The organism is beta proteobacterium MWH-UniP1 (assembly GCA_036362785.1).
Taxonomy (GTDB): domain Bacteria; phylum Pseudomonadota; class Gammaproteobacteria; order Burkholderiales; family Burkholderiaceae_A; genus Lacustribacter.
The window spans coordinates 590,384-603,160 of the sequence record CP143625.1; the positions used below are offsets into that span (position 1 = coordinate 590,384).

Below are 12,777 nucleotides of genomic sequence, written 5' to 3' on the forward strand. Positions count from 1 at the left end.
AGCTGGTCTATCGCGAGACTAATCCGAGTAGACGACGATTTCGATTGAAAACTTCTCGCCGATAGGCCGCAGCTCCGCATCATCTTCGGTGCAAACCGCAACGCTTTTTATCGAGCGGGGACTAAATCGCTTCATTAACTCAATCGACAAGATTGCTTGTCCTAGAAGGCTCATGCTAAGCCGAGTTGCTTTGGTCTGAATGACAACAATATCTTTGTCGGTAATTTTTTGACTTTTATCTTTCGATATTTCCGCTGGGCCGCCAAGGATGATGACTCCGTCAATCAAGCGTTGGGCATGATGTGGGCCTTTTGCGACTGCCTGAAACTCTTCAATGAGTGTGCCGCCTACTGACTCCCAATATCGTCGGGTTAAGGGTGTTTCACGCTTACTCAACAATCTCTCCACGAAAACCCACGTGAAGGCATAAACAGGGGGGTGGTGGCGGGTTTACTGTAAATCCGAACGAATTACCGTAAGGAATGTTTTCGATGCTCTGGTGCACGCCAATCATTTCTCCGTCTCCAAGATTATTTTTTACCGCATATTCCTTTAAATCTGGAGCTATGTATTCAAAACCATCATCGGTAGCGATGTAGAGTGTGTGCGCGCAAGGGTTGGTGTCGGGCGCCTTGTCTTCATCGACGACCTCTTCTCCGCAAAAAGGGCAGTGTAGTCGAGATGCGTATTGCTGGGACAGGTCGATAAGTTTCATTTCAAATCGCTGGATCGTAAAAGAATACTGGGCGTAGCCGGAGCCGCTCTTTATCTTCATCGGAAAGTTTTGGGTAAAACTCTTGCCAAAGGGCAATGAATCGATCGAGGTCAACTAACTCGACATGGACATGTGAGTTTCGGGCCTGGATTTTGGCATCGCTTGTGAATCCACCTGTGGAGACAAACATCCCTACATCCCCGTCTTTGCTAAGCAGTCCGATTAACTCTCGTATCTCTTGGACGCTTGCGCTACTGTCACGATGCTTGATCTGCACTTTGATGCGGGGGCTAACTGCGCCTAGGGGATCTTGATAGGCGATGATATCCACCCCACCATCTTTGCCTCTTGGGGCAATAAACGGCGTGTAGTATTTCATCCCGCGGAGGAGCGCTGCAACGAGGTCCTGGAACTCATAAGCATTAATACTATCGATACGCTGTCGTATGCCATCAGCAGCACGCTGTTCAACCTCTTGTAAGGTCGCCTCTTGCCCTTGCTCTCCTTGACTAACATCGACTTCTTCCAAGTCTTCATCAGATGACTTCTCGCGCTTTTCTCTTGGGTTCTCTTCGCGCCACTCTTTGTACTTTGCGAGTGCCGATTGCAGCATTCCAATCTCGCCGAGATCAAGCGCTGCAACACCTTCTTTTGTCAGGTACCAGACGCCTTTTCGTTTAAGCATGTACCCTGCTTTAATCATGTCAATACTGTAAAAATGCAGGATGCTGATCCAACGTGTATAGCCAGACTTTTCGTACGTGGAGCGAGCCCAATCATCAAGATCAAGCGTTTGTTCGATAGCGCTGATAACTTCGCGACCAGGAAGCTCGCCGCCTCGGTCTCTTAAAATTTGCATCGCAGCGAAAATTACCTTTGCACCTAGTGCTTTAGATCTAGAAAGTGGTTTACTCAAGTGGAATACCTCGCTGGCAGTGCACGACCGAAAATGGCTTTTAGCTTCAACGACTAAGTATAAAGACAACAATCAACGCGGTCCACCGCCAAAAGGCAATGACGCCGGTGTTCGGCTTATCTGTATGAGTAAAGAGAGGGGCAGCGTTCAGTGGCAATTAGTTCAGACTATCGGGGCGTGATTTTTCCGGGCGGTCCTTGCCCGCTCGATTTCCGCGATGACAATTGGCTCGCACTGGCAACATTTATTACAGATGCGCTCTTTGGCTCTCAACTCTTCAATAGACTCGCTAGGATATCGGGTTAGATCGTCTCGAAGATCTTCGTCCCAGACCCCATTACACACACAGACAATGTCAGCCATACGCCGCATTTTTACCCACATCACTCTGCTTTTGGCGCTAGCCAGTATTTCTTTGGGCCTTGCGGCCAAGGACATCACGGGCCGAGTGGTCACCGCCACAGGCGTGATCTTGATTGACAGTGGCGCAAGTTCTCATAGTGCAGCCATGCTTGAACAGGCGGTCAAAGCTGTGACAAGTAAACCCATTAAATGGGTGTTGAATACAGGCTCACAAGATCATCGCTGGCTCGGTAACGGTTACTTTGCAAAGCAGGGCGCAGAAATCCACGCTATGGCCGGCACGGTCAAGACTCAGCAGGCATCGGCTCAACAGCAGTTGAACAATTTAAAGCGGTTTGTCGGCGGGCAGCTGGCGGGTACTACGCCGTTTTATGCAACGAAAACACATCAGCTGCCAGAGCAGGTAGTCACAATTGATGGCGTTCGCATGCAGTGGATAGAGACCAATGCGCACTATCCCGGCGACACGATGATTTACTTTCCTGAAGCCTCTGTCGTATTCACAGGTGACCTGGTGTATGTTGATCGAATCTTGGGTGTGCTGCCCCAATCAAATGTTCGCAAAGCCCAAGCCGCCTTTCAGCGGCTGATGGCGTTAAACCCGAGACACCTTGTTCCCGGGCATGGTCGAGTTACTGACCTAGCCCAGGCGAAACGGGAGACGGGTGATTACTACGATTTCTTGATTGCCAATGTGGGCGCTGCCGCGCGCAATATGGATCCGATTGGCGAAACCTTGGATAAGTTCGCCAAGCCAGCTCAGTTCATGCACCTTGAAAACTTTGCGGAGCTGCACCGGGCAAATATGAACCGGGTGTTCGTGGATTTTGAGGCAAATCCCTAGAGTAACGATAATTTCACCCTGAATTTGCCATGGCATCCCAAGCGGCAAGAGCCTCGGCCGCGTACATGAGCGATGGGCCACCGCCCATGTATACACAAACTGCTAGCATTTCTTCAAGTTCGGCCCGTGTTGCGCCAAGTTTGATCAGTGCTTTGACATGGAATGCAATACAGCCGGAGCAGCGCTGGCTGATACCAATGCCCAGAGCAATAAGCTCTTTGTGCTTGGCGCTAATGGCGCCTTCAGCCATGGCGCCTTGCGCAAGCTTTGAAAATCCTTGCATGGGCTCGGCTTGTGATTTGCGAAAAGGACCCAGCGTGTCATTGATGCTTTTCATCAGTCCAGCGTGATCAAAACTGCTCATATAAATCTCCTTTTTTAACGCCATTGAAGGCCAAGTTGAATATAACCCGCGGATAAGCCGATCATGTGTAACGCAACCGCAACAAACGCAGCCCTTGGTTTCCAAAAGGCCAGTGCGGAAATCGGCAGCGACGCCATGCCCCACCACAGGTTTGCTGGCGCAATAAGAAAAAGAATCGATGCGGCAAGACTTGTATAGGCACTTGCTGACAGCACAAAAAGCAATTTTCGGGTTTTTGAAACCGCTGTTGCTGCGCCAAGCAAGGCCGGGCTTATTGCTACCACGGCTGGAATTAAAAACAACTCGCCACGTTGTACGAGATCAGCAAGATTGAAGATTAAATACAGCGTTGCCGCAAGCCAAATGGCACTGAGCCGCGGGCGAGCTTTATTTACAAGTGGCAAGGAATAGATCTGTGCCACCCCTAATCCGGAAAATGAGATCAGGAATACAGCTAGCCCATGCAGCCACTCAAAGCCGCAGCCGCACGAGGCGGCCGAGGCGGTACCCAGAACAGTTGCCAGGGCAAAGAGAACGATTACTTCTTGCAGGTGTTGATCCCGAGCAGCGAGTAAGCCGGGCAGTTGGCCATTAAGCCCGTAAGAATCGGCACCACGCCAATGTAGGCCCAGGCTCCGAGAGAGCCTGCCGCCGCCGCTGCAACCAGGCCAATGCCGACAATTACGCGAATACCACGATCAATTGTTCCCATATTTTTTTTAAACATTTGTAGGTCCTTCGAGGAGTTGAGAAAGAGGGAGTGAAATCAATATTTTCAAAAACATTCTATTATTTTATATACTGTAAGCGCCCGAGCAAGAGCAACTTCTTGATCTAAATCAGTTAGTCTTCAAGAAGGCTTCGCAACATCCAGGCGTTTTTCTCGTGAACGTCCAGCCGCTGGGTGAGCAGGTCGGCCGTCGGCTGGTCTTCTGCCCGGCTGACAAGGGTAAACAGCTTGCGCGCAGTGCGCGCAGTAGTCTCTTGGGCGACCACCAAATGACGAATCATGTCAGTAGCCTTAGGCACACCTTCAACCTGCTTTACGCTAGCAAGCCTGGCAAACTCGGCATAGGTGCCGGGGGCGGGGTGGCCAAGGGCACGAATTCGCTCTGCAATTTGGTCGAGTGCGCCCCACTGTTCGGTGTACTGACCCATGAACATCTGGTGCAGACTGTTAAATTGGGGCCCAGTAACGTTCCAGTGGAAATTGTGAGTCATCAAATACAAGGCGTAGCTGTCGGCCAAAAATGCCGAAAGCCCTTTGGCAATCTTTGCGCGATCCGTTGCGCTAATGCCGATATCTATCATTGGTGTCTTCGTCTTTTTCGTGGCCATATCAACTCTCCCTTACGCTAATGCAGTGTCGAGTACCATCATGACAGCAAACCCGCTCATCAAGCCCATGGTCGCTGCTGTTTGATGCCCGTTGCGATGAGTCTCGGGAATCACTTCATGCGACACCACAAAAATCATAGCCCCGGCTGCAAGCCCCATTGCCAACGGATAAGCAAACGCCATTCCGCTTGCAAGTGTCACGCCGAGCAATGCGCCCAACGGCTCCAAGGCGCCACTCACCCCGGCGACCATGACGGCCTTCATTGGAGACAGTCCGATTGCTCGCAAGGCGAGCGCTACTGCCAAGCCCTCGGGTATGTCTTGCAGGGCAATTGCGGTTGCCATTGGAATTCCCACCGAAAAATCAGCCTGTCCAAACGCAACACCAACAGCCATGCCTTCGGGCAGGTTATGAATGGCCATCGCCATTACAAAAAGCCACATTCGAGAGCAACACTCCGGTGCGGGGCCACACGGACCGGTGCTGTCATGTTCATGGGGTGCGAAGGCATCTAACCCGAGCATGAGCAAGACACCGAGCGCCATTCCGCCGACTACCAAGAAGGCACCCGAAAAACGCCCACCGGTAAGTTCGACCCCAGCCTCCAGGCCTGGAAGAATTAGTGAAAATGCTGCCGCGGCAAGCATCATTCCTGCAGCTAACCCGAGCAAGCTGTCTTCCAGTTTTTGTGGGATTTTTCGAATGCTAAGCGCTACGCTTGCACCAAGCGTAGTGGTGGCAAAGCCCGCCAGGCCGCCATAGACCGCGTACGCCAAACCCTCCGGAATTGCGCCACTGGCAATAACCGACAGACTCTGCCCTAAGAGCACGGCAACGGAGACTAGTCCCAAGCCAAGCCCGAAAGAGGCCCACCGATGCTCACGCGCATAAGTAAAAGCACTTGATAGATAAGTAACCGAGGCAATAACGGCGGTATTCATAAAAGCTAGTGTCGCCCGCGCTCTTCGTTTAGTCCAATTGATTGTCCTAAAGGCGACAATTAAAAAAAACGATAAGCCTGTCGTTTGGGCACAGCCGTTTTAGTTAGCCCAAGGCTTATTCCTCAAAACGCTCTGAATCTTGTGAAAGTCTTTGTCTTCCATCACGCCTGCGGCAGCCTGAAGCCGAGCCCAGCTTCGGGCGTGATTTGCCTGCTCAAGGATCAGCTGTTTTTCCGCATCGACAACCGCGGCTTCTGCGGCAAGCAGCTCAAGCGTTGATCGTGCGCCGTTGGCGTGGGCCTTTCGGGTTTCCAAAAGCCGCTGCCGAGCGCTCGTCAGTGCAGATTCAAGAGCGCTTATGCTGGCGGGAAAGCTGTTGAGCATCTGCCAGGCCGCACGTGCCTGTTGTTCAAGCGCAAGTGCCGCAAGTGCGCGGTCCGCCAAGGCTTTTTCTGCGATCGCCAACGCCTCTCGTTGTTTTGCAACATTCAACCCGCCAGTGGAAAGCGGCATTGTGATTTGAACTCCGACACGCTGATCCGCTCCAAGACGTCCGGCCGAGGAGCCATAGTCGCCGGGGCCACTTAAGACGTCCGCGGAAGCCTGGGCAATGAAGTCCACCTTTGCAGAACGGGTGCCTAAATAAAACTTCTGTGCTTCATATTGTGCGATCTGGTGTTGTAGGTCATAGGCTCTAAGCTCCGGGTGACCGAGCGCGAGATTGGCAACAATTTTTTGCAAGTTCAGGGGCGAAAGGACAGAAGCTGAACGCTGCATTCGGGGCGGAAGGCTGTCCACTCCAGAGAGGTCTTTTAACGCAAGGCGAGCAATTTCCAGTTCCGTTTGCAGGCGCACCTAGCCTCGCTCAGGTCAACAGGTTTTGAGCAGAAAGCGGTTTGAGCAGGGTTTTGGGGTTGTTTTCAGCCAGGCAAGGTCAACAGCCCAAAGCAAAAAGCCCGGCGTGGTGCGGGGCTCCGGGCATGCTCATGTGGCCATGAGCAAGTTAGTACAGGTAATTTTGGCGGAGTATTGGGGAGTCGAACACTCTCTATACATTGTATGAAATATTTTGGAATTTAGTGGTGATGATTTAGGCATTTGATATTCTGGCCAGTAAACTAGCGGAACGTTCTCACTCTAATCTTGTTTTAATTTAACTTCTTTGCCTTTTTCGTCTTGAAGCGTAATCGTCACTTGATAGCCCCCTTTATTAAAAGTCCACCAATCTTCCTTTTCGTCTTCATACTCCGAATTACTTACCCAGCTGAGTAGGTCGAACCAGATATCTACGTTCTTCGGCGCTTTTTTGGGAAACTCGTCGATTCGGTCGCCTAAATTGTACTGCGCAAGTTCTCTAAATTTTTCCCAGGCGTTCTGATCAGATGTGTCAAACGTTTGGCTTCGAATAATATCGACTTTGTGGTGCTCAATTTTACTAATTACATACTTTGCCACTATGACCACTCCTCGCCTGAAAGTATTAAGCTGTAAAAATATCGATACTCAATAGGTTTCGTGTTGACACTTTGTTATGCCAATTCGATAGTCGAACGGTCAATCATGGGTAGGTAGTTGTAGACAATCAACCCTGATAATTCTTTGTGAAGACTCTATACAGACGTTTCAATTGCATGCGTAGCAGCGAGCGGCGATCCCTTTTGGGTATGCACCTTTTAGATTTGAATAGCAATTCATGATTGATACAGCAGCGTAGATGTTACCAACCTTCCAAACTGCAAGCCGAAGCATCGCTCTTGAGCGCACATCGCAATGCAATGTAAGTACTGAGAGATAGTTTACAGGTCATACCGGAGACATTGTTTACATTTTTGGCACAGGGAGGGAACTCGCTATGCCATGGAAGGAATGTAACAAGATGGACGAGAAGCTTCGGTTTGTGGCCCGGTACTTAGACGGGGAGAAGATTGCGGGGTTGTGCCGGGAGTTCGGGATTTCTCGGGTTACGGGCCATAAGATCATTGATCGGTACAAAGACTGCGGGATGCAAGCATTTACTGACCGCAGCAAGCGTCCGTTTCGGCTGGCCAATCAGCTACCGTTTCAGATCGAGAACGTGATTTTGCAGGTCAAAAAGGAGTTCCCGCACTGGGGTGCCCCAAAGATCCGAGAGCGGCTGATGACGCACTTCCCGGACATCACTGCTCCGGCTAAAAGTACGGTGCATGCCGTTTTGGATCGACATGGACTTGTGCGTAAAAAGCGTAGACGGCACCCCAGGTTAAACGGCACTGCGCTATCGAACGTCACCGACCCCAATTACCTTTGGTGCACAGACTACAAGGGCGAGTTCATGCTGGGCAATAAGCGGTACTGCTATCCCTTGACCGTGACGGACTACAGCACCCGATACTTGATCTGTTGCGAGGGCTTAGAGAGCACTCAGGAGGCCATGGCATTTACTGTGTTTGAGCGGTTATTTAAGGAGTACGGTCTCCCCGTTGGGATACGGTCCGATAACGGCGTACCGTTTGCCAGCCCCATGGCCATTTACGGTTTAAGCAGACTGGCCGTATGGTGGCTGCGTCTTGGCATCCATATCGAGCGCATACAGCCGGGTAACCCTCAACAAAACGGCCGACATGAGCGCATGCACTTAACGCTGAAGCAGGCCACCACTAAACCGCCAGCACGCACCTTCTTGCAGCAGCAAGATAAGTTCGAGGACTTCATCTACGAGTACAACTACGAGCGTCCGCATCAGGCTTTAGACATGAAGCGCCCCGGCGACCTCTATCGGCCCTCTACCCGCCAGTATCAAGGACTACCGGACGTGGAGTATCCCTTCCACGATAGGACAATCACCGTGACAGCCTGTGGCCGCATCTGCATTGACACCAAAAAGATCCACCTGAGCACCGTCTTTGCCGGTCAAAATGTGGGGGTACGCCAGGTCGAAGACCGCGTCTGGTTGGTCAGTTTTATGGATTACGATTTGGGATACTTCGATTTAGATAGCTGCAAAGTTGAACCACTTGAGAACCCCTTTGGGCCAAAAGTGTTAACTATGTGATCGGTACGTTCTGTAAACCATCTATCCAGTACATACCCAAAGCATTATGGTGGCGATTCAGGGATTCGAACCCCGGACCTGCGGATTATGATTCCGTCGCTCTAACCGACTGAGCTAAATCGCCGAGAGCCGCAATTGTAGGGTATTCCGGGGCTATACTCAACTGGTTCCGCCCACAGGCTCCCGGGCTCTAAGCCCCGAGTGGACGCCGTTTAAGGGCTACAAATGACTTATCAGGACCCCATGGCTTCTTCCCATTTCGGCAGCATCACCCGCTGGCTCTCTGACTACCGGGTACTGACCCGATATAGTCGGCAGTGGCTCCTGGCCATTCTATTTTTATTGCTGGCAGCAGGCGCAACGCTGGCTGTACCCCTGGCCTTTCGCGATCTGGTGGATACGGGCCTGACCAGCGGAGCAATCAATCAGAAGTTTTTAAATCTCCTGGCCTTGGCCGTGGTGTTGGCCATCGTGACCGCCAGCCGGTTTTATCTCATGTCTTGGTTGGGCGAGCGGGTGGTGGCCGATATCCGGTCGCAGGTCTTTGGCAATGTGCTTCGCCAGAGCCCAAGTTACTTTGAAACATTGCAAACCGGCGAGGTCCTATCACGCCTGACCAGTGACACCACCCTGATTCAGGCCTTAGTGGGAACGAGCATCTCCATTGCGTTGCGAAGTGCCGTCATGTTTATTGGCGGCTTGATCATGATGCTGGCGACCAGTGCCTGGCTTGCGGGTGTGATGGTGGTGCTCTTGATGATTGTGGTGCTGCCGCTGTGGGCGCTGGGTCGAACGGTGAGAAAGATGTCACGCACGAGCCAAGATAAAGTCGCCGATACCAGTGCGATGGCAGGAGAAGTATTAAATGCCATGCCCACTGTGCAAGCATTTGTTCGCGAACCTTACGAGCGCGAGCGATTTGATCGGGCGGTCGAGAGCACGTTTTCCCAAGCCAAGAGGCGGATTCGGCTACGCTCCACACTGACTGCGGTCGCGATCATGCTGGCCTTTGCGGTGATTGTGTTTGTGCTGTGGATTGGTGCCCGGCAGGTCAGCTCGGGTGAGATGTCACTGGGTGAACTGACACAGTTTGTGATGTATGCCGTATTGATTGCCGGATCGATTGGTGCATTGTCTGAAGTCTGGGGTGATCTACAGCGGGCAGCCGGTGCCACGGAGCGGCTGGTGGAGCTGATGCAGGCCGAGCCCGCGATTGCGGCCGCATCGGGGGCGGGTGTTCAGTCAACGACTCAGCCGTTCGCCCAGTCGGAACATTGCGCATCGGTTCCTGCAATCCAATTTAAATCCTTGAATTTTTCTTATCCGTCTCGTCCGGATACGCGCGCACTTGCGGACTTTGATCTGAAAATTGCGCAGGGAGCAAGAGTCGCGCTGGTCGGGCCCTCTGGCGCGGGCAAGACGACCTTGTTTTCTTTGCTGCTGCGTTTTTACGAGTCCTCGGGCGGAGAATTAATGATTTTTGGTCGCGATATTCGTGATTGGCCGCTGGATCAGTTGCGCTCGCAGATGGGCATTGTTCCGCAAGACCCAGTGATTTTTGCAGCGAGCGCGATGGACAACATTCGTTATGGCCGACTGGATGCTACCGATGAAGAGGTAATCGCCGCAGCCAAGACGGCCCATGCGGATGGGTTTATTTCATCTTTACCAGATGGCTATCGGAGTTTCCTGGGGGAGCGTGGCGTGCGGCTCTCGGGTGGACAGAAACAGCGGATTTCAATTGCACGCGCTATTTTGAAAAACCCGCCTATTCTGTTGTTGGACGAAGCAACATCGGCTTTAGATGCCGAATCCGAACGGGAGGTTCAGCGTGCGCTGGATGAGGTGTTGCCGGGGCGAACCTCGCTCACGATCGCACACCGTCTGGCAACCGTATTGCGGGCCGATCAGATTGTGGTCATGGATGCTGGCCGCGTGGTGGAGCAGGGCACCCACACGGAATTGCTTGCCAAGCAGGGCCTCTATGCACGACTGGCCAAGCTTCAATTTGCTTAGACCAATGAGTATTGATCTTAAGTGTGATCGACGCCGAGGGCGGTGAGTAATTAAATAAACCCTCTTTCAAGAGGGTTGCATGCCACCAAAAATTAGTGAATTAATCCGGCGCTTAGAAGGCGTCGGCTATAAAAATCGGGGTGGAAAAGGAAGCCATCGAAATTTTTTGCACCCATCCGCTTCCAAACCGATTACGATTTCCGGTAAGTTGAGCGACGATGCTAAGCCTTACCAAATAAAAGCCGTTCAAGAGGCTATTCATGAGGTCACAAAATGAGCCCTGCAGCCCGTTATCCGAAAGTTGTCGAGTGGTCTGAAGCGGACCGCTGCTTCGTTGGAAGCGCCCCTGGTTTATTGCTTGGGGGTTGCCATGGTGACGACGAACAAAAAGTTTTTGCTGAACTTTGCCAAATTGTCGAGGAGACGGTTGATCTTTATTTGAAAGAGGGCCGCTCGTTACCTGATCCCGCATTCAGCGCATTGACCGCTTAGATTATTTTTGATTATTTTCGGTTTAGCCGCGAAGCTTCCAGCCAGACGCGATCAATTTCAGTGTGAGCAGGGTCAGCGCACCGGCGGCAGACGCAGAAATGCCAAGGCTGACCCAGGGTGACACATCGGCCACGCCATGAATGCCGAATCGAAAGCCATCAATCAGATAGAAAAACGGGTTCAGGTGGCTAATCGCCTGCCAGATGGGCGGTAGTTGGTTGACCGAATAAAACACACCGGCCAGCATGGTGAGTGGGTTGATTACGAAGTTCTGAAAGACCGAGACATGATCCCATTTCTCGGCCCATAGTCCTGCGATAAAACCGAGCGCTGCAAGAATCACACAGGCGAGCACTGCGAAGACGAGTGTCCAGATCACGGAGTGCGGCATCTCAGGTGCAACGAACACCCCCACTGCCCAGACACCAGCACCGCAAGCAAGCCCCCGCATGACGGCGCCGCCGATATAGCCGACAAACCACTCCCATGGCCGCATGGGAGACAGCAAGAGAAACACCAGGTTTCCGGTCATTTTGCTTTGCGTAAGACTGGAGCTGGTGTTCGCAAACGCGTTTTGCTGCAGGGTCATCATGACCAAGCCAGGCAGCAAAAATGCGGTGTAGCTAATGCCGGGGTGGGGCTCCACGCGGCCATTTAACAAATAGCCAAAAATGAGCAAGAACAATAGGCTTGAGACGACCGGTGCAAGAATGGTTTGTGCCGACACCTTTACAAACCGCATGGTTTCTTTGTGCAGCAGGGCCATGGCCCCAGAGCCGCTGGGCAAACGCGGCTGGGGCGCTGCCACAGTTCCGGTCTTAGAAAGCGGCATTGATGTCATCTTTGGTTTGGCGTGCGGCCTGGGCAGCAGCGTCTTGCCAGTGATCGTTGTGGCCTGCGTAAATGATTGCTCGGGAAGAATTGATCAGCATGCCGCCATTGGCGGTTTTGCCAGCATGCACCGTGGCGACTAAATCGCCACCCTGGGCACCGATGCCGGGAATGAGTAACGGCAATGTCTTGGCCATATACCGCACAGCCTCGATCTCTTTTGGATAGGTTGCACCCACCACCAGCCCAACCTGTTGATGTTGATTCCAACGCTCGGAGGCCTGTTTCGCTACTTCCATATACAGCGGGTGGTGGTTGGTGGACAGCATCTGAAAATCATCGCCACCTGCATTGGATGTTCGGCACAGCACAAAGATGCCCCGGCTCTCATACTGCAGATAGGGCATGAGACTGTCCGTGCCCATATAGGGGTTCACGGTGACGGCATCGGCCTGATAGCGGATATAGGCCTCTTTGGCGTAATGTTCAGCGGTGCTGCCAATGTCGCCGCGTTTGGCATCTAGGAGCCAAATATGGTGGGGATAGTGATCGCGCACAAAAACGGATAAACGTTCTAAGGCGGCCTCTGCGCGGCTAGACGCAAAGTAGGCGATTTGTGGTTTGAAAGCCGCGCAAAAGGGCGCTGTGGCTTCTATGATTCCCCGACAGAATGCCTCAATGGCCGCCACCGGATCTTGTTCGGCCAGTGCTTTAAGGGGGGGGGGAAACTTGGTGGGGTCGGGGTCAAGGCCCACGCAGAGCATGGACTGTTGGGTGTCCCAGGCGTGTTCAAGGCGCGATAGAAAGTTCATGCATGCATCATAAATAAAAAAGCCCCGCGTTGCCGCGGGGCGAAAGATGCGTGGAGACAACACGTGTGAGACGGGTGGTCCTTTGAAAAGTTCCACCCATACCCACAAGGGAC

General features: G+C 52.4%; 17 protein-coding genes and 1 tRNA gene. 5 read left to right on the top strand and 13 right to left on the bottom strand.

The features are described 5' to 3' along the window. Window positions 1-18: 18 nt before the first annotated feature. The 3 genes from AOB54_02865 to AOB54_02875 are packed head-to-tail and all read right to left on the bottom strand — an operon-like array spanning window position 19 to window position 1,631. The gene (locus tag AOB54_02865; protein WVN42336.1) at window positions 19-396 is read right to left on the bottom strand and encodes a hypothetical protein; all 378 of its coding nucleotides are present in this window, start codon (window positions 394-396) and stop codon (window positions 19-21) included. Then, window positions 389-715, bottom strand: a complete 327-nt coding sequence (locus AOB54_02870) for a hypothetical protein (GenBank protein ID WVN42337.1) — start codon at window positions 713-715, stop codon at window positions 389-391. The genes AOB54_02865 and AOB54_02870 overlap by 8 nt, the downstream gene beginning before the upstream one ends. A 1-nt stretch (window position 716) precedes the next feature. After that, window positions 717-1,631 (bottom strand): restriction endonuclease, encoded by a 915-nt coding sequence (locus AOB54_02875; GenBank protein ID WVN42338.1) that lies wholly within the window; start codon window positions 1,629-1,631, stop codon window positions 717-719. Window positions 1,632-1,983: 352 nt separating this feature from the next. Between AOB54_02875 and AOB54_02880 the strand changes: the two genes are divergently transcribed. Further along, window positions 1,984-2,838 carry an MBL fold metallo-hydrolase gene (locus AOB54_02880; GenBank protein ID WVN42339.1) on the top strand — a complete coding sequence of 285 codons (855 nt, stop codon included), beginning with the start codon at window positions 1,984-1,986 and terminating at the stop codon, window positions 2,836-2,838. A gap of 13 nt (window positions 2,839-2,851) precedes the next feature. Here the strand turns inward: AOB54_02880 and AOB54_02885 are convergent, their stop codons facing one another. The 7 genes from AOB54_02885 to AOB54_02915 form a co-directional block, all read right to left on the bottom strand. Then, the gene (locus tag AOB54_02885) at window positions 2,852-3,202 is read right to left on the bottom strand and encodes a carboxymuconolactone decarboxylase family protein (GenBank protein WVN42340.1); all 351 of its coding nucleotides are present in this window, start codon (window positions 3,200-3,202) and stop codon (window positions 2,852-2,854) included. A 14-nt stretch (window positions 3,203-3,216) separates the two neighbouring features. Further along, a complete protein-coding gene (locus tag AOB54_02890; GenBank protein ID WVN42341.1) occupies window positions 3,217-3,606 on the bottom strand; it encodes a hypothetical protein in 390 nt (129 codons plus the stop codon). Between the two features lie 134 nt (window positions 3,607-3,740). Beyond that, window positions 3,741-3,929, bottom strand: coding sequence for a DUF2892 domain-containing protein (locus tag AOB54_02895; protein ID WVN42342.1), 189 nt, complete (start codon window positions 3,927-3,929; stop codon window positions 3,741-3,743). 116 nt (window positions 3,930-4,045) lie between these two features. Next, window positions 4,046-4,540 carry a Dps family protein gene (locus AOB54_02900; GenBank protein WVN42343.1) on the bottom strand — a complete coding sequence of 165 codons (495 nt, stop codon included), beginning with the start codon at window positions 4,538-4,540 and terminating at the stop codon, window positions 4,046-4,048. A gap of 12 nt (window positions 4,541-4,552) precedes the next feature. Beyond that, on the bottom strand, window positions 4,553-5,482 hold the full coding sequence (locus AOB54_02905) for a ZIP family metal transporter (GenBank protein ID WVN42344.1): 930 nt from the start codon (window positions 5,480-5,482) through the stop codon (window positions 4,553-4,555). Window positions 5,483-5,581: 99 nt separating this feature from the next. Next, entirely contained in the window at window positions 5,582-6,223 is a 642-nt protein-coding gene (locus AOB54_02910; protein WVN42345.1) for a TolC family protein, read from the bottom strand. Window positions 6,224-6,619: 396 nt separating this feature from the next. After that, the gene (locus AOB54_02915; GenBank protein WVN42346.1) at window positions 6,620-6,937 is read right to left on the bottom strand and encodes a hypothetical protein; all 318 of its coding nucleotides are present in this window, start codon (window positions 6,935-6,937) and stop codon (window positions 6,620-6,622) included. A gap of 397 nt (window positions 6,938-7,334) precedes the next feature. Here AOB54_02915 and AOB54_02920 point away from each other — a divergent pair, with 397 nt between their 5' ends. Then, window positions 7,335-8,513 carry an IS481 family transposase gene (locus AOB54_02920; protein WVN42347.1) on the top strand — a complete coding sequence of 393 codons (1,179 nt, stop codon included), beginning with the start codon at window positions 7,335-7,337 and terminating at the stop codon, window positions 8,511-8,513. A 47-nt stretch (window positions 8,514-8,560) separates the two neighbouring features. Here the strand turns inward: AOB54_02920 and AOB54_02925 are convergent. Further along, a tRNA-Met gene (locus AOB54_02925) sits at window positions 8,561-8,637 on the bottom strand. A gap of 101 nt (window positions 8,638-8,738) precedes the next feature. Here AOB54_02925 and AOB54_02930 point away from each other — a divergent pair. From AOB54_02930 to AOB54_02940, 3 genes are all read left to right on the top strand, one after another. Then, a complete protein-coding gene (locus tag AOB54_02930) occupies window positions 8,739-10,529 on the top strand; it encodes an ABC transporter transmembrane domain-containing protein (protein WVN42348.1) in 1,791 nt (596 codons plus the stop codon). Between the two features lie 79 nt (window positions 10,530-10,608). Further along, window positions 10,609-10,806, top strand: coding sequence for a type II toxin-antitoxin system HicA family toxin (locus tag AOB54_02935; protein ID WVN42349.1), 198 nt, complete (start codon window positions 10,609-10,611; stop codon window positions 10,804-10,806). Then, window positions 10,803-11,021, top strand: coding sequence for a hypothetical protein (locus AOB54_02940; GenBank protein ID WVN42350.1), 219 nt, complete (start codon window positions 10,803-10,805; stop codon window positions 11,019-11,021). The genes AOB54_02935 and AOB54_02940 overlap by 4 nt, the downstream gene beginning before the upstream one ends. 22 nt (window positions 11,022-11,043) lie before the next feature. Here AOB54_02940 and AOB54_02945 read toward each other — a convergent pair whose 3' ends face one another. Then, the gene (locus AOB54_02945) at window positions 11,044-11,853 is read right to left on the bottom strand and encodes an ABC transporter permease (protein ID WVN42351.1); all 810 of its coding nucleotides are present in this window, start codon (window positions 11,851-11,853) and stop codon (window positions 11,044-11,046) included. Then, the gene (gene pyrF / locus AOB54_02950) at window positions 11,840-12,664 is read right to left on the bottom strand and encodes an orotidine-5'-phosphate decarboxylase (GenBank protein WVN42352.1); all 825 of its coding nucleotides are present in this window, start codon (window positions 12,662-12,664) and stop codon (window positions 11,840-11,842) included. The genes AOB54_02945 and pyrF overlap by 14 nt, the downstream gene beginning before the upstream one ends. Window positions 12,665-12,777 lie beyond the last annotated feature (113 nt).

Bases quoted from the DNA above. Each gene is read 5' to 3' on its own strand.
- pyrF (WVN42352.1), bottom strand. From the start codon at position 12,664: ATGAACTTTCTATCGCGCCTTGAACACGCCTGGGACACCCAACAGTCC.
- AOB54_02900 (WVN42343.1), bottom strand. From the start codon at position 4,540: ATGGCCACGAAAAAGACGAAGACACCAATGATAGATATCGGCATTAGC.
- AOB54_02930 (WVN42348.1), top strand. From the start codon at position 8,739: ATGACTTATCAGGACCCCATGGCTTCTTCCCATTTCGGCAGCATCACC.
- AOB54_02880 (WVN42339.1), top strand. From the start codon at position 1,984: ATGTCAGCCATACGCCGCATTTTTACCCACATCACTCTGCTTTTGGCG.
- AOB54_02905 (WVN42344.1), bottom strand. From the start codon at position 5,482: ATGAATACCGCCGTTATTGCCTCGGTTACTTATCTATCAAGTGCTTTT.
- AOB54_02920 (WVN42347.1), top strand. From the start codon at position 7,335: ATGCCATGGAAGGAATGTAACAAGATGGACGAGAAGCTTCGGTTTGTG.
- AOB54_02935 (WVN42349.1), top strand. From the start codon at position 10,609: ATGCCACCAAAAATTAGTGAATTAATCCGGCGCTTAGAAGGCGTCGGC.
- AOB54_02885 (WVN42340.1), bottom strand. From the start codon at position 3,202: ATGAGCAGTTTTGATCACGCTGGACTGATGAAAAGCATCAATGACACG.
- AOB54_02895 (WVN42342.1), bottom strand. From the start codon at position 3,929: ATGTTTAAAAAAAATATGGGAACAATTGATCGTGGTATTCGCGTAATT.
- AOB54_02870 (WVN42337.1), bottom strand. From the start codon at position 715: ATGAAACTTATCGACCTGTCCCAGCAATACGCATCTCGACTACACTGC.
- AOB54_02940 (WVN42350.1), top strand. From the start codon at position 10,803: ATGAGCCCTGCAGCCCGTTATCCGAAAGTTGTCGAGTGGTCTGAAGCG.
- AOB54_02945 (WVN42351.1), bottom strand. From the start codon at position 11,853: ATGCCGCTTTCTAAGACCGGAACTGTGGCAGCGCCCCAGCCGCGTTTG.